Origin of the sequence: Pseudocolwellia antarctica (assembly GCF_049933045.1) — a bacterium.
Lineage (GTDB): Bacteria > Pseudomonadota > Gammaproteobacteria > Enterobacterales > Alteromonadaceae > Pseudocolwellia.
The window spans coordinates 4,363,720-4,386,031 of record NZ_CP187926.1 but is presented as its reverse complement, the minus strand read 5'-3'; the positions used below and the strand labels follow the sequence as shown (position 1 = coordinate 4,386,031).

At 36.6% G+C, this 22,312-nt stretch carries 20 protein-coding genes; 15 read left to right on the top strand and 5 right to left on the bottom strand.

The window, feature by feature from the left end; translation table 11 throughout:
- Window positions 1-123: 123 nt before the first annotated feature.
- The 7 genes from ACPUVN_RS19075 (at window position 124) to ACPUVN_RS19045 (ending at window position 9,335) form a co-directional block, all read left to right on the top strand.
- Window positions 124-1,956: a glycoside hydrolase family 2 protein gene (locus ACPUVN_RS19075; protein WP_426369655.1), complete on the top strand. Its 1,833-nt coding sequence runs from the start codon at window positions 124-126 to the stop codon at window positions 1,954-1,956.
- Between the two features lie 154 nt (window positions 1,957-2,110).
- On the top strand, window positions 2,111-3,508 hold the full coding sequence (gene uxaC / locus ACPUVN_RS19070; protein WP_426369654.1) for a glucuronate isomerase: 1,398 nt from the start codon (window positions 2,111-2,113) through the stop codon (window positions 3,506-3,508).
- Between the two features lie 116 nt (window positions 3,509-3,624).
- A complete protein-coding gene (locus tag ACPUVN_RS19065; RefSeq protein ID WP_426358740.1) occupies window positions 3,625-5,064 on the top strand; it encodes a sugar porter family MFS transporter in 1,440 nt (479 codons plus the stop codon).
- A gap of 252 nt (window positions 5,065-5,316) precedes the next feature.
- Window positions 5,317-6,312: a TRAP transporter substrate-binding protein gene (locus ACPUVN_RS19060; RefSeq protein WP_426358742.1), complete on the top strand. Its 996-nt coding sequence runs from the start codon at window positions 5,317-5,319 to the stop codon at window positions 6,310-6,312.
- Window positions 6,312-6,809 (top strand): TRAP transporter small permease, encoded by a 498-nt coding sequence (locus ACPUVN_RS19055; protein WP_426358744.1) that lies wholly within the window; start codon window positions 6,312-6,314, stop codon window positions 6,807-6,809. Before ACPUVN_RS19060 ends, ACPUVN_RS19055 begins: the two co-directional genes overlap by 1 nt.
- A complete protein-coding gene (locus ACPUVN_RS19050; RefSeq protein WP_426358746.1) occupies window positions 6,810-8,108 on the top strand; it encodes a TRAP transporter large permease in 1,299 nt (432 codons plus the stop codon).
- 252 nt (window positions 8,109-8,360) lie between these two features.
- The gene (locus tag ACPUVN_RS19045) at window positions 8,361-9,335 is read left to right on the top strand and encodes a S1/P1 nuclease (RefSeq protein ID WP_426369653.1); all 975 of its coding nucleotides are present in this window, start codon (window positions 8,361-8,363) and stop codon (window positions 9,333-9,335) included.
- A gap of 145 nt (window positions 9,336-9,480) precedes the next feature.
- On the opposite strand, the gene fkpA is transcribed toward ACPUVN_RS19045, so the two are convergent.
- The gene (gene fkpA / locus ACPUVN_RS19040) at window positions 9,481-10,233 is read right to left on the bottom strand and encodes an FKBP-type peptidyl-prolyl cis-trans isomerase (RefSeq protein ID WP_426358748.1); all 753 of its coding nucleotides are present in this window, start codon (window positions 10,231-10,233) and stop codon (window positions 9,481-9,483) included.
- A 164-nt stretch (window positions 10,234-10,397) separates the two neighbouring features.
- Between fkpA and ACPUVN_RS19035 the strand changes: the two genes are divergently transcribed.
- Window positions 10,398-11,339: a WD40 repeat domain-containing protein gene (locus tag ACPUVN_RS19035; protein WP_426358749.1), complete on the top strand. Its 942-nt coding sequence runs from the start codon at window positions 10,398-10,400 to the stop codon at window positions 11,337-11,339.
- 1 nt (window position 11,340) lies between these two features.
- Entirely contained in the window at window positions 11,341-11,565 is a 225-nt protein-coding gene (locus tag ACPUVN_RS19030; RefSeq protein ID WP_426358750.1) for a SlyX family protein, read from the top strand.
- Window positions 11,566-11,702: 137 nt separating this feature from the next.
- Here ACPUVN_RS19030 and ACPUVN_RS19025 read toward each other — a convergent pair whose 3' ends face one another.
- On the bottom strand, window positions 11,703-11,897 hold the full coding sequence (locus ACPUVN_RS19025) for a YheV family putative zinc ribbon protein (protein WP_426369652.1): 195 nt from the start codon (window positions 11,895-11,897) through the stop codon (window positions 11,703-11,705).
- Between the two features lie 103 nt (window positions 11,898-12,000).
- Between ACPUVN_RS19025 and ACPUVN_RS19020 the strand changes: the two genes are divergently transcribed.
- The 5 genes from ACPUVN_RS19020 to ACPUVN_RS19000 all read left to right on the top strand — a co-directional run bounded on the left by ACPUVN_RS19020 (window position 12,001) and on the right by ACPUVN_RS19000 (window position 16,691).
- Window positions 12,001-13,905: an ATP-binding cassette domain-containing protein gene (locus tag ACPUVN_RS19020; RefSeq protein WP_426369651.1), complete on the top strand. Its 1,905-nt coding sequence runs from the start codon at window positions 12,001-12,003 to the stop codon at window positions 13,903-13,905.
- Window positions 13,906-14,146: 241 nt separating this feature from the next.
- On the top strand, window positions 14,147-14,887 hold the full coding sequence (locus ACPUVN_RS19015; protein ID WP_426358754.1) for a tetratricopeptide repeat protein: 741 nt from the start codon (window positions 14,147-14,149) through the stop codon (window positions 14,885-14,887).
- A gap of 340 nt (window positions 14,888-15,227) precedes the next feature.
- Window positions 15,228-15,356 (top strand): DUF3149 domain-containing protein, encoded by a 129-nt coding sequence (locus tag ACPUVN_RS19010; protein ID WP_369686659.1) that lies wholly within the window; start codon window positions 15,228-15,230, stop codon window positions 15,354-15,356.
- A 130-nt stretch (window positions 15,357-15,486) separates the two neighbouring features.
- Window positions 15,487-16,458 carry a hydrolase gene (locus ACPUVN_RS19005; RefSeq protein ID WP_426369650.1) on the top strand — a complete coding sequence of 324 codons (972 nt, stop codon included), beginning with the start codon at window positions 15,487-15,489 and terminating at the stop codon, window positions 16,456-16,458.
- On the top strand, window positions 16,455-16,691 hold the full coding sequence (locus ACPUVN_RS19000; RefSeq protein WP_426358759.1) for a YheU family protein: 237 nt from the start codon (window positions 16,455-16,457) through the stop codon (window positions 16,689-16,691). Before ACPUVN_RS19005 ends, ACPUVN_RS19000 begins: the two co-directional genes overlap by 4 nt.
- Before the next feature lie 72 nt (window positions 16,692-16,763).
- Here ACPUVN_RS19000 and cysQ read toward each other — a convergent pair whose 3' ends face one another.
- From cysQ to tnpA, 3 genes are all read right to left on the bottom strand, one after another.
- Complete coding sequence (gene cysQ, locus ACPUVN_RS18995) at window positions 16,764-17,585, bottom strand: 3'(2'),5'-bisphosphate nucleotidase CysQ (RefSeq protein WP_426358761.1); 822 nt, start codon at window positions 17,583-17,585, stop codon at window positions 16,764-16,766.
- Entirely contained in the window at window positions 17,578-18,132 is a 555-nt protein-coding gene (gene nudE, locus ACPUVN_RS18990) for an ADP compounds hydrolase NudE (protein WP_426369648.1), read from the bottom strand. The genes cysQ and nudE overlap by 8 nt, the downstream gene beginning before the upstream one ends.
- A gap of 203 nt (window positions 18,133-18,335) precedes the next feature.
- On the bottom strand, window positions 18,336-18,779 hold the full coding sequence (gene tnpA / locus ACPUVN_RS18985) for an IS200/IS605 family transposase (RefSeq protein WP_426357702.1): 444 nt from the start codon (window positions 18,777-18,779) through the stop codon (window positions 18,336-18,338).
- 664 nt (window positions 18,780-19,443) lie between these two features.
- On the opposite strand from tnpA, the gene ACPUVN_RS18980 reads away from it, so the two are divergent.
- Entirely contained in the window at window positions 19,444-22,290 is a 2,847-nt protein-coding gene (locus ACPUVN_RS18980) for a TonB-dependent receptor domain-containing protein (protein WP_426369647.1), read from the top strand.
- The last annotated feature ends 22 nt before the right edge of the window (window positions 22,291-22,312 follow it).

The following is a 22,312-nucleotide window of genomic DNA, read 5'->3' as shown; positions in this document are numbered from 1 at the left end:
TTAACCTAATGTACCGTAAATATAGTTAACACTAAATATACGATTTTATTATTTAATTCAACGATATAAAAGGTCTGTTCAAAAAGGCCTAAATTAGCTAAAAAGTTTAAAGGAGTTTTAAACATGAAGAGTAAATTATTTTGTTTTTTATTATGTAGTCTTTCTTTATTGTCCCACGCTGAGGGAACGAATAAGCAAGAAACAGATAAAACAGTTACGCAAAGCTTAATACAAAACCCAAGTGGTCGTGAATCTACCAGTTTAAATGGTCTATGGTCGTATGTTGTAGACCCTTATGAAAATGGTTATTACAACCATAGATACCAACCTCATACCGATGGTTATTTTAAAAACGACAAAGTTAAAAGTCCATCAGACCTTATTGAATACAACTTTGATACGGCCGATAAAATTAATGTTCCTGGTGATTGGAACACTCAAAAGAAAGAATTATATCTTTATGAAGGAACCGTTTGGTACCACAAAGAATTTACCTTTCAAAAACAAAGTAAAAAACGTTATGTAGTTAACTTTGGTGCGGTAAATTATCAAGCCATTGTTTATGTTAATGGCGTTAAAGTAGGACAACACGAAGGCGGTTTTACAAGCTTTCAGTTTGAAATAACAGACCTACTTAAGCAAGGTGATAACTTTATTACCGTTAAAGCGGATAATAGACGTGAGCGTAACCAAGTACCAACGGTTAATACTGACTGGTGGAATTACGGTGGGATCACACGTGAAGTAAGCATTCTAACATTACCTAAATCACATTTAGCTGATTACACCATACAAGTTGCTAAAGACAACACAAACCTAATAACAGGTAAGCTAACTGTAGATGGTAAAAATGAAGGTAAAGTAACGGTTGTCGTGCCTGAGCTTGATATTAAAAAGAAAATTAAACTTTCTAAAAACGGTGAAGCCTCATTCTCTTTTAAAGCAAAACCTACCTTGTGGAGCCCTGAAAACCCTAAGTTATATGCGGTTGAGTTTCATTACAATGGTGAAGTAATAAAAGATACGATCGGTTTTAGAACCATTGAAACAGATGGCGAAGACATTAAGCTAAATGGTAAATCTGTGTATTTACGCGGTATCAGTATTCATGAAGAGTCACCATTAACAAATGGTAGAGCATGGAGTGAAGAAGACGCTCGTTTATTATTAACATGGGCTAAAGAATTAGGCAGTAACTTTGTACGTTTAGCGCATTACCCTCATAACGAAAACATGTTACGTGTTGCAGATGAATTAGGCTTAATGGTTTGGTCTGAAATACCTGTTTATTGGACAGTATTGTTCGATGACGAAAATGTTTATAACAAAGCAGAACTACAGTTAACTGAAATGATAAGCCGTGATAAAAACCGCGCGTCAATCATAATGTGGTCAATGGCTAACGAAACGCCTAACGAAACAGCACGCTTAACGTTCATTACTAACCTGATTAAAAAAACCCGTTCATTAGATGATACCCGTTTAATTACAGCAGCTATGGATACTCAAAGTAACTCTAAAAACGGCATGGTAATCGAAGATCCATTAGCCAGTGTTGTCGATATTATTGGTATTAATAGTTATTGCGGTTGGTATTTTGCCGAGCCTGAAACGTGTTCAGATTTAACATGGGAATCAACTTATAACAAACCTGTCATTATGAGTGAATTAGGCGCAGGCGCATTACAAGGTAAGCATGGCGAAAGTAACGAGCGTTGGACAGAAGAATATCAAGCAAGTGTTTATAAACACAACCTTGCAATGGTTGAAAACATATCGTCTTTAAGAGGCTTAACACCTTGGATATTGAAAGACTTCCGTTCACCAAGACGCCCACTAAAAAACATTCAAGACTTCTGGAACAGAAAAGGTTTACTTTCAGAAACGGGTGTTAAAAAGCAAGCTTGGTTTATTCTTCACGACTTTTACAAAAAAATTGAAGAAGCTAAAAAATAGTCTGTAAATACGTTCATTAAGTAAAGGGTTAACGCAAAATTAGTAAGTGATTTTATTATTAATTAGGTTAACTCTTTACTGCTTTAAACCGTTACAACTAAATATAACACCTTAATTATTAATACATTTATAACATTATATTGAGATCTTAATTATGCTACATCCTGATAGATTATTTTCTTCAGAGCCTATTAAACGAGGTATTGCTAGGGATTTATATTCAGCAATAAAAGACCTACCAATCGTTAGTCCTCATGGGCATACAGATCCTAAGTGGTTTGCACAAAATAAGGCGTTTGATAACCCTGCTGAATTATTAATACAAGCTGATCATTACCTACTTAGAATGTTATATAGCCAAGGTATTTCATTAGAAAGCCTAGGGATAGGTAAAAACCAAGAAAACGTTGAACAAGATACACAAAAAATATGGGCATTATTTTCTAAGTATTATTACCTTTTTCAAGGCACACCTACTCAACTATGGTTAGATTATGTATTTTCTGAAGTTTTTAGTATTAATGAACCTTTAAATGAGAAATCAGCAGACACTTATTACCAACACATTAATAGCTGCCTAAAGACAGATGCTTTCAAACCTAGAGCTTTATTTGATCAGTTTAAAATAGAAACACTAGCGACTACAGAATCAGCACTGGATGATCTTAGTCACCATAAAACGATAAGAGAAAGTGATTGGCAAGGTAATGTAATTACAGCATTTAGACCCGACAATGTAATCGATCCTGAATTTGAAGGTTTTGAGCAAAACTTAGCAGAACTCTCCTCATTAACGAATGAAAACCTACTTACCTTTAATAGCTATTTAAACAGTTTACGAACACGTAGAGCCTTTTTTAAAGAAATGGGGGCGACTTCAACAGATCACGGTCATTTATCGTCAAGAACTTTAGACCTCACCTCCCCAGAAAAAGAAAAGCTTTATCAAACCATTAGATCAGGAAAATTTACCTGCGAAGAAGCTGATTGTTTTCGTGCACAAATGTTAACGGAAATGGCAGAAATGAGCATTAATGATGGCTTAGTAATGCAAATACACCCGGGAGTTCATCGAAATCATAATGACTTCTTATTTAACAACTTTGGTCGAGATAAAGGTGCCGATATTCCAATTGCTACCGAATATGTTCAAAACTTAAAACCCTTGTTAAATAAATTTGGTAATAATCCTGACTTCACTTTAATTATTTTTACATTAGACGAAAGCACCTATGCGAGAGAACTCGCTCCGCTTGCAGGGCATTATCCTGCATTAAAAACAGGCCCTGCATGGTGGTTTAACGATAGTCCTGAAGGAATGAGACGTTACCGTCAACAAGTAACTGAAACTGCCGGTTTTTATAATACAGTAGGATTTAATGACGATACACGCGCCTTTTTATCTATTCCTGCTCGCCACGATCTAGCTCGCCGTATGGACAGCGTAATGCTTGCTGAATTAGTATCAGATCACCGTTTAACGGAAACACAAGCACACACACTTGCATATGACCTTACTTACACTTTAGCTAAGAAGGCATATAAAATTTAATTGAAATAACTTGGTAATTTAAAACCGATTCAATAAATAAGATTAGGTTTAGTGCTTAACTCAAGAACCAATGATCATAGTGATTATTAAAATAATAAAGAAAAAGGTAATAACGAATGAGCCGCTCTACAACATCAAACGACTATAAAAAACATCATCTCGGGGATGATAACGAAACGACATCAATATTATTTGTCGTGTTCATTTCAGCTGTTGCTGCTATTGGAGGATTCTTATTTGGTTTTGATTCCGGAGTCATAAATGGCACGGTAACCGCACTAGGTAATACTTTTAATGCTAACGATATTTCTACTGGGTTCAATGTTGCTTCTGTACTACTAGGTTGTGCTTTAGGTGCCTTAGCTGCTGGACCATTATCTGATCATTTTGGGCGAAGACCTATTATGATTATAACGGCAATAATATTTGCTATTAGCGCTTTTGGTTCAGGAGTATCAGACTCGTCAGCAGAGTTCATTTTTTACCGATTATTTGGTGGTTTAGGTATTGGTGCCGCATCAGTATTGGCGCCAGCATATATTGCTGAAGTAGCCCCTGCAGCATTAAGAGGTCGTTTAGCAACTTTGCAACAATTGGCTATTGTTTTAGGGCTTTTTGCTGCATTTTTAAGTAACTATATTATTGCTTCTTTGGCTGGCGGTGCCGAAGCTATTTTAATGTTAGATATAGCAGCATGGCGTTGGATGTTTTGGGTAGAGCTTATCCCGTCAATTTTATTTTTAGTTGGTGTATTGTTTATTCCTGAATCGCCACGTTATTTAGTTGCGCAAGGTCAAACCGAAAAAGCAAAAGCGGTGTTCAAGCGAATTTCTTCTGGTAATGAGAATGAGCAAATAAAAGCCGTAAAAGAGTCTTTACACGGAGATCAAAAAACAAGTATTCGTGATTTGTTTATTTCAGGTACCGCAAAAATCCATCCTATTGTTTGGGTTGGTATTGCCCTTTCTGTTTTTCAACAATTTGTCGGGATTAATGTTGTTTTTTATTATGGCTCTCAGCTCTGGCAAGCTGCAGGATTTGATGAGTCACAATCGTTATTTATCAATGTACTTATTGGCTCTATCAATATTATTTCAACGTTTATTGCTATCGCTTTAGTCGATAAAATTGGACGTAAACCTTTGTTATTAATAGGCAGTATAGGCATGTTTATTAGCTTAGGTGCACTAACATACGTGTTTGGTACTGCTGGATTAGATGAAGCAGGGAAATTAGCGTTAACGTCAAGCATGGGAACTTTTGCACTAGTAATGGCAAACTTATTTGTTGTTTTCTTTGGTCTTAGTTGGGGACCTATTGTTTGGGTTTTACTTGGCGAGATGTTTAATAACAGGATCCGAGGTACGGCATTAGCGGTTGCAGCAAGCGCCCAGTGGATAGCTAACTTTGCCATTACTATGTCATTCCCTATTATTTTAGGCAGCGTTGGTTTAGCAGGAGCTTACGGTCTTTACACCTTTTCAGCCTTCCTTAGTATTTTCTTTGTCATTAAATATATAAAAGAAACACGCGGCGTAAGTATTGAAGATATGTAGGAATTCATGTTGTTCTTCGCACTTTATTAGACTGTATTTTATCTATTAAAGGCATCTATTAAGAATTATCCACATGGATGTGGAACCGAAACATTTACACATGTCATTTTGTATTCAGCGTAACTTTGGTTTTATAAATACACATTTGAATAAGGTAATGATTTTGAAAGTTATAGTAAGAAACGCTTGCGTGAAAATTATGTTTAAAAATATTATTAACAATAAAACATTAGCACTACAGGAGGCTGCTTTATGACATTGCCTCTGAAAAAAACATCTATGCTGATCGTACTTTTATTGTCACTAATGACCATTTCTTGTCAAAAAAACAATCAACAAATGATATCTATTAGCTTAGCGCATAACTCAGATATTCAGCACCCTATTCACCAAGCATTAATTTATTTTGATGAGCGTTTACAAGTTATTTCTAATAACACCATGTCTCTTAAATTATACCCTGGCGAACAATTAGGATCGGAGCGTGAAATTTTAGAATTGATCCAAATAGGCACGTTAGGCATGACTAAAATTTCAGCCAGCTCGTTAGAAACCTTTGTACCTCAAATGAAGATTTTTAATCTCCCTTACCTTTTCAGAAATAAATCACATTTTTGGCAAGTGCTAAATAGCCCGCTTGGTGAAGAGTTATTGCAAAACGGGGAAAAGTATAGAATCAAAGGATTAGGTTATTTCGATGCTGGTAGCCGAAGTTTTTATACTGTGAACAAAAAAATAGAAAGCCCTAAAGATTTAGCTGGGCTAAAAATTAGAGTCATGGGCAGTAAAAGTGCTGTTGATATGGTTAATACTATGGGAGGAGCTTCTACTCCTGTGTCATGGGGCGAAATTTATACTGCATTGCAACAAGGCATAGTAGAAGGCGCTGAAAATAATCCACCTAGTTTTTTTTATTCTAAACATTATGAAGTCAGTAAGTATTACTTATTAGACGAACATACTTCAATTCCTGACGTTATCGTTGTCGGTACTCATGTATGGAATAAGCTTAATACTGAACAACAAACGTGGCTTAAACAAGCGATGAAAGAAGCAACGGTATACCAACGTAAATTATGGGACGAAGCCACTAAAATGGCACTAACTAAAGTAAAAGAAGCTGGCGTTATGGTTATAGAAGCTGATAAATCGTTATTTGAATCGAGTGTTAGTTCTATCTATAAAAAAATTGAAAATCCAGAGCTATTAACTTTAGTAGATAACGTTCGCTTAATAGGAGATAAATAATGACCTGTTACGCTTTAATTTTAAATAAAATCGACCAACGTTTACAACAAATATTGGTATTGTTACTGGTGTTACTTGTTGTTGATGTTAGCTGGCAAGTATTAACCCGATTTATTTTACCTCAACCCAGTTCTTTCACTGAAGAGCTCGCCCGATTCTTACTGATATGGCTAAGCCTATTAGGCGGGTCTTATGCTTACCGACAAAACTTACATTTAGGTTTTGATCTCGTCATTAAATATTTACCTACGAGTACACGTGCTTGGATACAGCGTTTCAATTGTTTGCTCATTGCAATATTTGCAATCGCAATATTAATTGTAGGTGGTACTAAATTAGTGATCTTAACCTGGATATTAGAACAACATTCCCCCGTATTAAATATTCCAATGGCTGCTGTTTATTTAGTAATCCCCCTCAGCGGCATTTTATTTTTATTGTTTAGCATAGAAAGTTTTTTCTCTGTTAACGACATAGCTATCGACAAGGAAACTTAAATGACAACCGCTATTTTATTCTGCGTTTTTGCATTATTGCTGTTACTCAATCTTCCTGTAGCGTTAGCTATTATTTTTGCAACCTTCATTGCGATGTTAACTTCAATAGATCTTGCCCCCACAGTTACGACTATTGCGCAACGTTTGGCTGCTGGAATCGACAGTTTTTCACTCTTGGCGATTCCATACTTTATACTATCAGGGTTTATTATGGGTCAAGGTGGCATAGCCAGACGCTTAATTAAATTCTCACAAGTATTAGTAGGACGATTACCCGGAGGTTTAGCTTTTGTTAATGTAATTTCTTGCTCTTTATTTGGTTCTATTTCTGGTTCTGCTGTTGCTGCAACGTCCGCTATTGGTGGTGTTATGATCCCTGTAATGAAAAAAGAAGGTTACGATACTCCTTTCAGTACAGCTGTTACGGTTACCGCTTCAACAACAGGCATGCTGATACCTCCGAGTAATATTCTTATTATTTATTCGTTGGCGAGTGGCGGAGTATCAATAGCCGCGCTTTTCATCGCTGGATATTTACCTGGTATATTATTAACCTCAATGTTGATTTTGGCTTGTTTTTATTACGTGAAAAGAAATAAGTTAAAAACACTACCTCAACAAAATCCCGATCCTTTTTGGAAAACACTCTTTGATGCTATACCCAGTTTGTTTATAATCATTTTAATTATTGGTGGCATTATTTCAGGGTTATTTACTCCTACAGAAGCTGGCGCTGTCGCTGTATTATATTCACTGACACTCTCTTTAGTTTTTTATAAAGAGATAAACTTTAAAGACCTGTTTAGTATTTTTCTGCGCTCTGTTAATACAACCGCTATTGTTATGTTGTTAATTGGTGCATCTTCAGCAATGTCTTGGTTAATGTCTTACGAACAAATACCGCAGTCAATTAGCCAAACGTTATTAACGCTATCAGAAAACCCACTAATTATATTATTAATTATTAACATTACGTTATTAATTGTGGGTAGCTTCATGGATATGACGCCTGCTGTACTTATTTTTACACCTATATTTTTACCTATAGCAGAGTCTTTAGGCATTTCGCCTCTACACTTTGGTATTATGATGATTTTAAATTTATCTATTGGTTTATGTACTCCTCCTGTTGGTAGCGTACTCTTTGTAGGCTGTAGTATCGGTAAGGTAAGTATAGGAAGTATTTTAAAGCCTATGTTGCCGTTATATCTAGCAATGATAGCAACATTATTCTTAGTGACTATGTTCCCTCAAATCAGTGAGTTTTTACCACGAGTATTCGGCTTATATACTCCTTAGAGCTAGCGTTCAAACGCCCTTTAAATGTAATGATGACGTGATAAATAGAGAATCTCTTTTCTTTTTATCACATCATTTATTTTATCTCATTAATGTTTTCCCACATCACCTGAACTATTGCTTGTTACTTGCTATCGTATAAGTTTAAATCTATTTTTAAGCGTTAACTTTTACACCGTAAGAGAACCCACTTATACTGCAGTCAATATCCATTTAAGCAGCTAAGATAGAAATTAAAGGAACAACAAACCTATGCATATTCGTTCAAATAACAGTGTTATTGCCCTATTGGCATTTACCCTCATTTTATTTTCATTTTTTACACCTAAGGCTTTTGCTTTAGGTAAAGTTGGGCATCAAGTTATTTGTCAGCTGGCTTTCGATCATTTGCCTGCAAATACCCAAAATAAAGTAAATACGTTATTAGGCGGGTTATCTAACAAGCATAAAAAACTCATCAACAAATATAATCATTCAAGTGTTAAATCTGAGGTTACTTTTGCAGAGTCTTGTACTTGGGCTGATGCGATTAAAAAAGATAAGTCTTTCGATAAATATAAAAGCTGGCATTACCTGAATGTTGATCGAAATGAAACCGAAGTTACTGAAAAAACTTGTGATAAAAACTGCATCACAGTAGCAATACAACTTCATAAGAAAATATTATCAGAACCTTTAACTAATAACGCTTCTCAGAATGATTCTTGGGAAAGGCTTCAAGCTTTAATGTTTTTAGGTCATTGGTTTGGAGATATTCATCAACCTATGCATATCAACTTCGCCAGCGACTTAGGCGGAAATAGAACGAAAATAACCATGCTAAACCCTCAAGCAAAAGGTAAAGAGTTTGTTAAGTGTAACAACATGCATTGGTTATGGGATGAATGTTTACTCTACCCTATGACTGAATCTAAAAGTCATGATCACAGCAATGAAGGTTTATTTACCGTACTGCATGATAAGTTAAACAAGCAGTGGTCGTTTGCACCTATTAGTGAGTGGCAAAAAGATTCTGTGTACACTTGGGCTACGGAGTCGTTAACCATTACTCGTTCGGCTGATCTTTTATATTGTGAGTTAGATAGCAAAAATGCTTGTTTGCCAATAAAAAAACAAATCATCAACTTACCAAGTACTTATCAAGACGAGCATCAAAGCATTTTAGAAACAAGAATGTTGCAAGCTTCAGCTCGTTTAGCTTACACCCTTGAGAACACTTTAAATTAAGCAATTTAAAAACAGATGGTTACATGGTTTTCCGTTAAAACACATTAACTAAAAAACAAGTATAAAAAAGCGAGCATTTGAAGTTACCCTCAACAGCTCGCTTTTTTAATAAGTGCTATTTAAAGCACTTATTATTTAAGAAGAATTACTCACCAACTTGTGCTGGAGCTTCTGCTTTTTGAATTTCTAATAATTCAATTTCAAATTCTAATACTGAATTACCTGGAATACGTGGAGGGCTACCCGCTTCACCGTAAGCTAATTCTGAAGGAATTGTGAATTTGTATTTAGAACCTACAGACATTAACTGTACGCCTTCAGTCCAACCAGGAATTACACGGTTTAGTGGAAATACTGCTGGTTCGCCACGATCATAAGAACTATCAAACGTATCGCCGTTTAAGAATGTACCTTTGTAGTGTACTTTTACAGTATCTACAGCTGATGGCTTGTCGCCTTCTGCTGGAGTCATTACACTGTATTGAATACCCGACTCAGTAACCATAACGCCTTCTTTTTTAGCATTTTCAGCTAAGAAAGCTACGCCTTCAGCTTTACTTGCTTCAGACTCTACAACTGCTAGCTCTTGTTGCTTAGCTTTCATTTGTTGGTCTAAGCCCATTAAAATAGCTTGGATATCTTCTTTCTCTATTTGAGATTTACCCGCTAAACTATCTTTGTAACCTTGAAAAATAATATCATGGTCTAATGCGATACCCATTTTAGCCTGCTCTTCTAGGTTACGCTCCATGTACATACCAATTGAAGCACCTAAGCTATATGCTTGTTTTTGCACATCAGTATCTAATACTAATTCTTTCTCAACAGGTGCCTTTTCTTGACAGCCCATTACAGTTACAAGTGCGATAGCGACTAAAGTCGGTTTAAAAAATCTCATTAATTTCTCCATATCCTTGCTCGGTGGAAGTTTATCCCTCAAGACAGTGTTTTTATTTGTGTAATGTTAACCATTGCGGCTTATACTAACGATAAATACCTGCAGTGAAAAGTATTAATAGTTTGTATAAATGTAACAGATGGTATATCTCCGCATTCTTCATAATGATATTGAGTGCTTGCCAACCAAATTCAAGTACCCCGATTGAACGTTGGCAACATTCCGTTGAAGGCGCTTATGCGGCTGACATTTCAAATAACGGTAAATTTAGCGCTGTATCCTCTATTCATCATGGCATTAGCTTATGGGACTTAGAAAAAAACGCCCGTAAATTCAGCTGGTCGCAAGAACAAAATAGTGCCGATAATTTAGTACTGGCTGTAGATATTGCTGACGATAATAGTTATGTATTAACCGCCAGCAGCCAAAATTTTGCTTTATGGAATATGACCGATGGTGGATCTGAAGGCTATTGGCAGGTTCGCAATTCCACTATTAGAGATATAGCCCTTTCAAATAACGGTGAACATGTACTTATTGGTAAAAGTAACGGTACGGTGGTTCATGTCACTATTGATTCAGGCAGACGCTTAGAGTTTTTAGGCCATCAAGAAAAAATAAATTCAGTTGATTTATTACCTAACGGACGCGTTGCGCTTTCAGGCGGTAATGATTTTGTAGCTTACGTTTGGGACACTTTGTCGGGACAGGTTATTTATCGTTTTAATCACCCAAGTAGAGTGACTAAAGTGGCATTAGATCCAAAAGGTAAATACGCCTTTACTGCCGACAGTAAAAAAGACGCTAACATCTGGGATTTAAAAACCGGTAAGCTTATTAGCCAATTACAATATACCAACCGACAAGAAATATTTAGCTCGATACAATTTTCTGAAGATGGCCAACACCTGCTTACAGGAGCGCCGTCTCGTAAAGTCAATTTATGGGATGTAAAAACAGGTGAACGTTTAGAAAGTTGGTATGTTACGCCAAGAGATGACATTAGACCTGCAGGAGCAGTTGTTTACAGCGTTGCTTTTCGCGATAATGCCCACATAATTACTGAAAGCTCTTCTGGATATGCCGAATTGTGGCAAATAAAATAATATGACCTCTATTACAGTATTAGAACAACGTGTTGAAGCATTGGAATCGCGTAATGCTTTTCAAGATGATGTTATTGAACAACTCAATGATGAAATTACTGTTCATCAATCTCAAATCGCAGAATTACAGCATCAGTTAACATTAATTGCTGCGCGTATTAAAGACTCGTCTTCGGCACCACAATCAGGCGATCAAGATATTGAGCCACCACCACCGCATTATTAACCATGGTAAGTTAACCATAAGAAGTTAATGTCGATAGCTTACCTTAAACAAGTAAGCGTCGTTCAACAGCAGCTCAATCCAAGTTTCATTTAATCTTTTACTTAATTCTTTATTTGATAAGCAAAAGAAAGCTTGAATTAATCTTGCTTGAATACACCAATCACTTGTTCGTAAGGTCGTACTTCTTTAGCTACCTGCTCTTCTGGTTGTGTCATGCTTTCTCCACAAGAAACACACGTTACTTTTTCAACACCATTTTCTTTAATTAAAGATAAGGTGTCCATAGCTTTACATTTTGGACAAACAGCACCAGCGATAAAACGTTTTTTCACAATAAGAAGCTCTTATATTTAGTCAGGACGCGTATTTTACCTTGAATAACCCCCATAGGAAAAGCGACAATACCCATATTGATTATAAAGAAGGAATAATACATTGATTACTGCGAATAACTTGGGCTTAGACCGAGGTACAAAAAACCTTATTTCTGGCTCTAGCTTTACCATTCACCCTAATCACAAAGTAGGATTAGTGGGCGCTAATGGTTGTGGTAAATCTTCTTTATTTGCAGCCTTACTTGGCGAGCTTCAACCTGACACGGGCGATTTGTCTATGCCAAGTAGCTGGAGCATTGCTACCGTAAAGCAAGACACGCCAGCATTAGAGCAGTCGGCCCTTGATTATGTAATGGACGGCGATAAAGAATTTCGTCAGCTTGAAGATAAATTAGAACAAGCTCGTAAAGATGATAACGGTTCGCTTGAAGCCACTATTATAAATCAAATTGATGCAATTCATGGTTACAGCTTACCTGCAAGAGCGGGCGAATTACTACATGGTTTGGGCTTTTTACAGTCGCAGTTGGTTAATCCTGTAAAGGCCTTTTCTGGTGGTTGGCGTATGCGTTTAAACTTAGCGCAAGCCTTGATCAGTCGTGCAGACTTACTACTACTCGATGAACCAACCAACCATTTAGATTTAGATGCAGTTATTTGGCTACAACGTTGGTTGAAACGTTTTATGGGTACGTTAGTGCTTATTTCTCATGACCGTGACTTTTTAGATGACGTTATCGGGCAGATCCTTCACATTGAGCACAAACAAGCCAAGCTTTATTCAGGCAACTACACAGCGTTTGAAAGACAACGTGCAGAGCATTTAGCGCAGCAAGACGCGCAATATCAGAAACAACAAAAAGAAGTGGCTCACCTGACTTCTTTTGTCGATCGTTTCAGAGCAAAGGCCAGTAAAGCGAAACAAGCGCAAAGTCGTTTAAAACGTTTGCAAAAATTACCTGACTTAGCGCCAGCACATGTAGATAGCCAATTTACCTTTAATTTCGAAACACCTGAAAGCTTGCCTTATCCTTTACTGTCACTTACCGACAGTGAGTGTGGCTATAACCCTGAAGCGATTATTTTAAGCTCGGTTAATATGACTTTAGTACCTGGTAGCCGTATTGGTTTATTAGGACGAAACGGTGCAGGTAAATCTACCTTAATAAAATCGTTAGCGGGTGAATTAACCTTAATGCAAGGCGAACGTTACTGTGCTCAAGAACTTAAAGTTGGCTACTTTTCGCAGCATCAATTAGAACAGCTACACATGGCAAGTTCAGCTATTGACCATATTTTACGAGCGAAGCCTGAAAAAACATTATTAGAAGCACGCTCGTTTTTAGGTCGTTTCGGTTTTAGTGGTGATCAAGCTTTAGATTCCGTTGGCACTATGTCGGGGGGTGAAAAAGCGCGTTTAGTTTTAGCGCTAATTGTTTTAGAAAAGCCACAATTACTCTTACTCGATGAACCAACCAACCATTTAGATTTAGAAATGCGTCAAGCGTTAGTCCTTGCCTTACAAGACTTTGAAGGCGCGATTATACTTATTGCCCATGATAGGTTTTTACTAGAGTCGTGTGTTGACGAATTTTATATTGTGGCAAATAACACAGTAAAAGATTTTGATGGTGATATAGATGATTATCAACAATGGTTAAACGACGAGAAAAAGCTGACCTTTAAAAATGCTAAAGCTAATTCTGGTGCTGCTGAAACTGTTGATAAAAAACAACAACGTCGAGAACAAGCAGAACTGAGAAAGAAAGCAGCGCCTTTGAAAAAGCAGGCTGATAAATTTGAAAAGCTAATCGCTAAATACCAAGTTGAGCTTGATGAGGTTGAATCTGTATTAGCCGATCCCGATATATATCAAGCTGAACATAAAGCGCGTTTGTCTGAACTTATAATGAAACAAGCGAAGTTAAAATCAGACATTGAAGAAAATGAAATGGAATGGCTAGATTTAGAAGAACAAATTGAAGCGGTTATGTCTCAAGAGTAATATTTAATAAGCAATACTTGCTAATAAAGATATAAACACAAATATAGTAACAATAATGTTATACGCTAATTAACAACATTATTGCTACACTGTAGAAAAGCCTGTTGTGCTTTAATTTTAATCGTTATCTAAAGTAAAACAGCAAAAATCTAGACCAAACCAGTTGTAAAATGATCGAGTTATTCACTATTTATTTTGACCATTTATCTTGCATAATATGCTGATAAATAAGGAGTCCACAATGAAAATGCGCTCACGAGTATGTATATTTTTAGCTTTAACTACGAGCTTTTCAGCTTTTAGTTTTGATGGTGATTTAGATTTAGGTATTTTTCAATTAAACCGAGGTGAATTTAAAGCAGCCAAGGCAGAGTTTGAACCACTGGTAGAAGAAGGATACGCTCCAGGACAATACCAAATGGCATTAATTTACCAAAATGGTTATGGCGTTAAAAAAGATTTAACAAAAGCATTTGATCTGTTTTCACTTGCTGCTGCAAAGCATTACCCTGATGCACTGTTTAGTTTAGCCCTTATGTATTCTTCTGGTGAAGGTGTTAAGCAAGATTTAAAAACGGCTTTTACGCTTACTGAAAAAGCGGCAAATAAAGACTTAGCCAGCGCTCAGTTTAACTTAGGTGTTATGTATTATAACGGCGAAGGTGTATATCATGATTTCGCAAAAGCCTCGCGCTGGTATGAGCGTGCTGCTGAGCAAAACTATGCGCTAGCACAATTTAACTTAGCCTTAATGTACTCTGAAGGTAAAGGTGTTACGAAGAGCGATGAACTATCGTACTTTTGGAATATTATTGCTTACAGAAATGGTTATGCTGTAGCGAAAAAAAGCTTAGAAATGGATGAACGTGTATTAGGCTCAGCAGATATTAAAAAAATACGAGAAGATGCTGAACGTAAGCGCGAAGAAATTGTAAAGCGTGAAGAATTGAAAGCTAAATTAGCAGACCAAAAGCTTTTCTAAACCTGTCACTGTACAGGCTATGACCAAACAAGTATCAGAACTTACTTAGTGAGTTCTGATACATTACATGTTAAATCACAATTCAGATAATATCTAAGATAACAGCTTAGATAACAGGTCATATCACACTTCATATAACAGGTCAGTTTTCGGCAAATACTTATTGTCGTCACAAGTAATATTACTCCTTCAAACTTACTCTGAACGTCTCCCTATCAAGCACTTCTTTTACACTTTCAAACTTTCTATTGATCCATATCATCATTTTAAATCTCAGTTTAGTTAAACTATTTATAGTCCTTAATATTGGTACTTAACCATTAACTAACGAGAGGTTTATATGAACGTTTTCACTTTACTACTAACAGATCCAGTTGCCATATATTCACTTGTTGGTTTATTGGTTTTATTTGGAATTTGTGGATTTTATGTCTTCTATTTTATGAAAAAAGTCCACGACAACGCCTAACGCTTGCTTTCGGAGAGTAGTACTTTTGATGCTCTCCATTTTTTAGTTTTCATATCTTAGTATGTCCTTCATATACCCAAACGATTTTTTTTATTACAATAAGCTATATTCTTACAACTCTTTGTGAATAATGTTTCAAGCCAGTAACTTCACACCCGCTAAAGGTTTATCAAATCCCCATATGCAAACTATGGTGGCAAAGTGGTTAACCCAAAAAGACTTAATTCCAACAGTTCGCGAAACTCTCGAATTACCTGACGGTGACTTTGTTGATTTAACCTGGACCGAAACCCCAGAAGCTAGCGACACTAAACCTATTGTGGTGCTATTACATGGCTTACAAGGCTGTGAATATAGCCATTATGTTAAGAGTATGTTTAAAGCTGTTGTGCAAAAAGGTTGGATAGGTGTATTAATTCATTTTCGTGGTTGTAGTGGTAAACCTAACCGTTTAGCGCATTCGTATCATTCAGGTTTTACTTACGACATTCGTTATTTTACCGAACAGTTAAAGTCGCGCTATCAGCATTGTAAGTTCGCAGCTATTGGTTATTCGTTAGGTGGTAATGTACTCACTAAATATTTAGCTGAAACACCAGACTCGCCCTATGAATGTGCCACGGTAATTTGTGCCCCTCTACATTTGTCGAGCTGTAGCGCTAAAATTAATAGTGGGTTTTCAAAAATATATCAGAATTATTTACTGAAATTACTGAAACGAGAAACAGAAAAGAAAATTAAGCTAGGTATTATTAAAAGCATCACGTTAAGCGAGCTGAAACACATTAAAACCATGTGGGAATTTGATAATAAGGTCACAGCGCCTTTAAATGGTTTTGATAACGCTGAACACTATTACAGTGAGTCGAGCGGAATTAAGGTATTAAACCAAATAACTAAACCTTGTTTAATTATTCATGCCCAAGATGATCCTTTTTTATCTCACAAAGAAATAACCGCAATAAATACTCTGCCAGATAATGTAACCTTTGAAGTTTCGACAACTGGCGGACATGTAGGATTTTTAACAGGTAACTCTCCTTTCAAACCTCAGTATTGGTTAGCGACTAAGGTTCCACAATTTTTACAGGATTTTTTATGATCATTCCTATTCAGGATATAAACCCAGACACGCTATTTAGCATTCTTAAAGAATTTGTTTTAAGAGAAGGCACAGAATATGGTGCAGAAGATGTTTCTATAGAAGAAAAAGTTGAGCAAGTGCGTAAACAACTAGATTTAGGTACTGCGGTTTTAGTATATTCAGAACTACATGAAACGGTGAATATAATCCCTAAAGATCAATTCGAAGAAGAAAAAGAAGAGCTTGAATAGCTCTTCTGTACAGCTTTAATTTACGAAAACGTTTAGAGAGTGTTAAATCTAATTTCAACTAGATGTTGATTGTTAATCACGTCGAGCTGAATGCGGTTTTATCACTTTCTGCCAAGGAATGTTGGCTGAACCTAACGACATAAAGTCTGGGTTCATTAAGCTTTCACGTTTGTTATAGCTTAGCTGAGTAAATTCGCTGTCGATGATTGAACCACCTGCTTGCTCTAAAATACAATGGCTAGCGCCTGTATCCCATTCACCCGTTGGACCAATACGTACATAACAATCGGCTAAGCCTTCTGCAATTAAACTGTTTTTTAATGAGCAGCTTCCTAAAGGTACGTATTCGTATTCAAATTCAGGATTTAAATACTGCCCCATTAAACTCAGTTCTTGTCTGCGGCTTACCGCGACTTTGATAGGACGATCGTTGTCATACTTAGCTACTTCTAACTTGGTTGTACCTTCAGGTGTTTCTTTAAAAGCACCTAAACCCGTTTGAGCATAATAAGTAATATTCTTATCTGATGCGTGTATTACGCCAATAGAAGGCCAACCATTTTGAACCAGTGCTACGTTTACCGCAAAGTCGCCACTGCCTAATATAAATTCACCTGTGCCATCAATAGGATCAAGTAGCCAGTATTGTTTCCACTTGCCACGCTCTGCCAAAGGTAAAGCGCCAACTTCTTCAGAAATAATAGGAATATCGGGCGTACGTTTTTGTAATTCACTCATTAAAACGTCATTCGCGGCTATGTCTGCACTCGTAACAGGACTATTGTCATGTTTGATTTCAGAGGTGTAGTCACCATTTTGATAGTGCTTAGTAACTTCTACACCTGCTTTTTTAGCGCTTTCTATCGCGATTAAAAGGAGTTCTTCGTTATTCATTAGGTCCACTTAAATAATCTTTAACTAACATAAGTGCTGCTATGCTGCGTGCCTCGTTAAAATCGGGCTGAGCAAGTAACGACTTATATTCACTTAGTTTCCAGGGTATTACGTCGAGCTCTTCTGGCTCATCGCCTTCTAAACGTTCTTCATAAAGGTCGGTTGCTATAAAAATGTTCATGTTAGCAGCAAAAAAACCAGGTGCCATAGCAACGTTTTGAATTTCTTTGAGTTGGTTACTACCAAAACCTATTTCTTCTTTTAGTTCTCTGTTGGCTGCAATATCAGGGCTTTCGCCAGGATCGATTAAACCTTTAGGAAAACCAAGCTCATAAGTATGAGTACCAGCACAATATTCACGAACAAGTAAAACGGTTTCAGGATCAGGCATAGCAACGATCATTACCGCGCCACGAGTCCCTCCTTGCATACGTTCATACTGTCTTTTGACACCATTGCTAAAAGTAAGTTCGATTTCTTCAATTGAAAATAATTTACTTTTTGCGATAACTTTACGGTCATCAATAGTAGGAAGCTTTTTCCCCATTGTGATATGTACCTTACTCGATAGTGCTAATTCATTTAGAATAGCATGATAACTTTATATATAATCCTATAATAAACGCGTTATTAGGGAAAAATCTATGCTTGATTGGTGAAAATTCCAACCGTCACGCACCCATCACAAAAGATGAATCATAATTTTGTATGTTGACGTAAATAAAATTCTCGGCCGCAAGCGACCGAGTTTCAAAACAAGTTCAGTGGATCGCTATTAATTTCTTTACCATCTAATTCGATTAACTGTTCTTGAACATATTTCCTGATAACTTCTTCTGTTGCGTTACCAATCGTTTCAACAAAAAAGCTTTGTGTCCATAATTTACCGCCCCAGAAATACTGCTTTTTAATTTCAGGATAAATTCTAAAAAACTCACGAGCAGTTATACTTTTAATTATTTGCATAACATCGCTTGGCGACTGTTTAGGGATCCCTCTAATAACCATATGAATATGGTCACTCGGAATTTCTAACTCTACGATATCAATATCGTAGTCATATCCTACTTTTTGAATAATTGCTTTCATTGTTGAACGATAAGGTTCAATGAAGACTTTGTGTCGATACTTTGGTATCCACACAAAGTGGTACATTAATCTAAAGACATGATGTGTATTTCTTTGAAGTTCCATATGAAGAATAGCATTTACTGGGGTCCCCCCAGTATACACTATCCAGCACGGGGGCAAGCCCCCGAGATTTACGCTTCGCTAGTTAAATATGAAAAACCAGTAATAACAATACATCGTTTTAACATATTCTAAATAACTTAATATTCTTTCACTATAAATATAATATATTCATCAATGATGAAAATCAGTTTTTCTTTGTAAAAAATCTTTAATAAATTATGAGTAACTAAAGTCTGTCCACGACCACACACTCATATCAATATCATTAGAGATTGTTGAGCTTTCCAAATTTATTTTGCAGCGATTTGTTGGCTATTGATAAAAAATAGAGCTTTTGTCTGTGGTTGTTCCACTTAATAAAGCGATGACGCTGTAAAAAAAATGAGCTTCCCTTAGTATTTCATTATTTTAAATTAAATTTATCTTAACTTTGCCTACTGACTTTCACTTTAAACAATCCCTGTTAGCACTTCCGCATAGTTAACCTCTTCCCTCTTAAACTATAAATTATTGGTTAAAAAAGTTAATTAAAAAATAATTATTCATGTGTTCCCTAAATTATTTCAACGTTTTAAAAATAAGTTGAGGGTGTTTGCTTTTTGAAACGTTTAATACATAGAAAACAATGAAAACAATGAAAACAACATAAGAGACGACGTGTATTATGAGAAATAAATTAATTTTAAGTTTCAAACCAACAAAGTTAAGTATTTGTCTTCTTGCTGCAATATCAACGCAATCTGCACAAGCACAAGACACTCAACAATTAAAAGAAGAAGCTAAAGTAGAACGTATTTCTGTTATTGGTAGTAACATAAAACGAGCAACAGATATTAGCACCTTACCTGTAACGTCACTAACTGCTGAAGATATTGCGAATACTGGGGCAATGTCAGGTGATGATTTAATTCGTTCTATTCCTCAAATGGGGGCGGTAAATTTTGGTGCCTCTACAGGTAATGGTGGTGTTAATGACGCTCGTGGTGATGTTGGATCAGTTAACCTACGTGGTGTTGGCTCAGGTAATACACTAACACTACTTAATGGCCGTCGTTTAGTTAATCATCCTGGTACACAGTCAGAAAATTTTGTTCCTGTTACTACTGTTAATACTAATACGTTACCTGTTTCTGGTTTGCGTTCTTTAGAAGTACTTCGTGATGGTGCAGCTGCAATTTATGGTTCAGATGCTGTTGCAGGTGTAGTTAACTACGCTCTAAATACCGATTATGAAGGTTCTAAAGTCAGCTTAAATTATGGAAAATCTCAAGGTACTTCACTAGACGAATTAACCTTCAGTTATTTAACTGGTTTAGAGTTTAATGAAGGAAAAACACATCTTACAGGCTCATTTACCGCCTACAAACGTAATGGCATGATGGCTTCAGAAAGAGATTATTCAGCTAGTCACGATTTGCGTGAATATTCAACATTACCTGAAGCGTTTATTGGTGATACCCAATTAGATAATAGAACAACGAGTACTCCATGGGGAGAATTCAATTCAGAGAGTTTAGGGACTTTTCATCTGCAACCTGAAAATTTAGATGGCTGTGTAGAATCAGCGCTAAGTGTTGAAGGCGTTTGTGTAGATCAGGGAAGTACAGGTCGAGATACTCGCTTTGATCGCGGTACAACACGCTCTTTAGTTTCTGACGTAAATCGTTTAAACCTTTATGCGCATTTAACTCATGACATTAACGATGATTTAAGCTTTTTCTCTGAAGCTATTTATTATAGTGCAAAAGCTGAACGTACTCGCGAACAAACAGCTAACCTAACCGCACAACGCTTTAGAATTTCAGCTGATGCAGCCTATAATCCTTTTGGTGAAGAGCTATTACTTCGCAGTATTCGTCCGATAAATACGGGTGTACGAAATGTTGAAGTTGATGATACAAGTTATCGTTTATTAGCGGGCCTAAAAGGTTATGTGGGTGATTGGGAATGGGAAACTGCAGCATTTTATAGCGCAGCTGAAACTAATGATGTTGCTAATCGTATTCAAGCCAGCTCTTTTCAAGCCGCGATAAACAGTACGGATGCAACCACTGCTTATAATATTTTTTCTGGTGGTGATATTAATAACCCTAACACTACAGGTAATATTCCACTTGCTTCGCAAGTGACACTTGATCAATTTATGGTTGATGTGCACAGAGACTCCAAAACGAGTCTTGCATCTATTGACTTTAAAGCAAGTAACAGTGATATTTTTGAGGTGCCAGCAGGTAGTGCTGGTCTTGCTATTGGTGCTGAATTTCGTCATGAAGACTTTGAAGATGACCGTGATAGTTTATTAGATGGTAGCACGCCTTTCGTTGATGCTATCACCGGTGTTACATTATCAGATAGTGATGTTCTAGGGAGTAGCCCAACTGAAGATTCTAAAGCCAATCGCAACGTTGCTTCACTTTTTGCCGAATTAATTGTTCCACTTATTGATTCAGGGGATCAGTATGCTGAAATTCAACTTGCCGCACGTTATGAAAATTTTTCTGATGTGGGTAGCACATTAAAACCAAAAGTTGCTTTGTTCTGGCAGCCTATTGAATGGCTAAGTTTACGAGCATCTTATGCTGGTGGATTTAGAGCTCCAGGCTTAGCACAAACGTCAGCAACAGCAGTACGAAGTAATACCTTGTATGACCCGACTCTTGATCGTAGTTACGGTGTGATGGATATCCGTGAACCAAGTAAAAATCTTTCTCCTGAAGATGATGTAAACACGTCGATAGGTTTAATATTCCAGCCTACAGAAAATTTAACCTTTAACGTTGACTTCTGGAAGCTTGAACAAGAAAACTTAGTGGGTATTTTATCTGGCAGCTCGCACTTACTTTATGACTCATTGTTACGAAGCGAAGGTTCAAGTAATCCTTCTGTAATACGTGATGCTGTTACCCAAGAAGTTGTTCAAATAAATAATGTTTATGAAAACCTAGATTCTAGAGAAATTTCAGGTGTCGATATTGGTCTGGTATATGACTTTGAAACTGAAATAGGTAAGTTTGAATTCACGGCTAATGCTGCTCATTTAAGTAAGTTCGAGCAAGTAGCTGACTCAATTTCAGCGAAACTCGTTGCCGCACAAAACGCTGGAAATGCTGCAGTACCTGTAGATCGAACTATTGAAAATGTAGGGGACTTAATAAAGCAAAATGGCAATCCAGAATGGCGAGGGAAAACATCAATTAACTGGCGTCTGAGTAACTGGAGAGCTGGTGTTAGTGCCAATTATATTAGTGAAGTTGAAGATACAAGTACAACAGCCACTGTTGATGGTGAAGTAATTCCATTACCAGTAGACAGTTATACTACTGTAAATATTTACGGTTCTTACCAGTTTACTAAAGGTGATGTTCTTGAAGGCATGAAGCTTAGTTTAGGCGTACGAAACATTGCCGATGAAGAGCCACCATTAGCAGATGAACTTGCCCATGGTTACTTTGGTTCTTTACACAGTAACCGAGGTCGTTATATGTACATGAATATCAGTAAGAATTTCTAATCACTCGTTAATATCTCGAAAG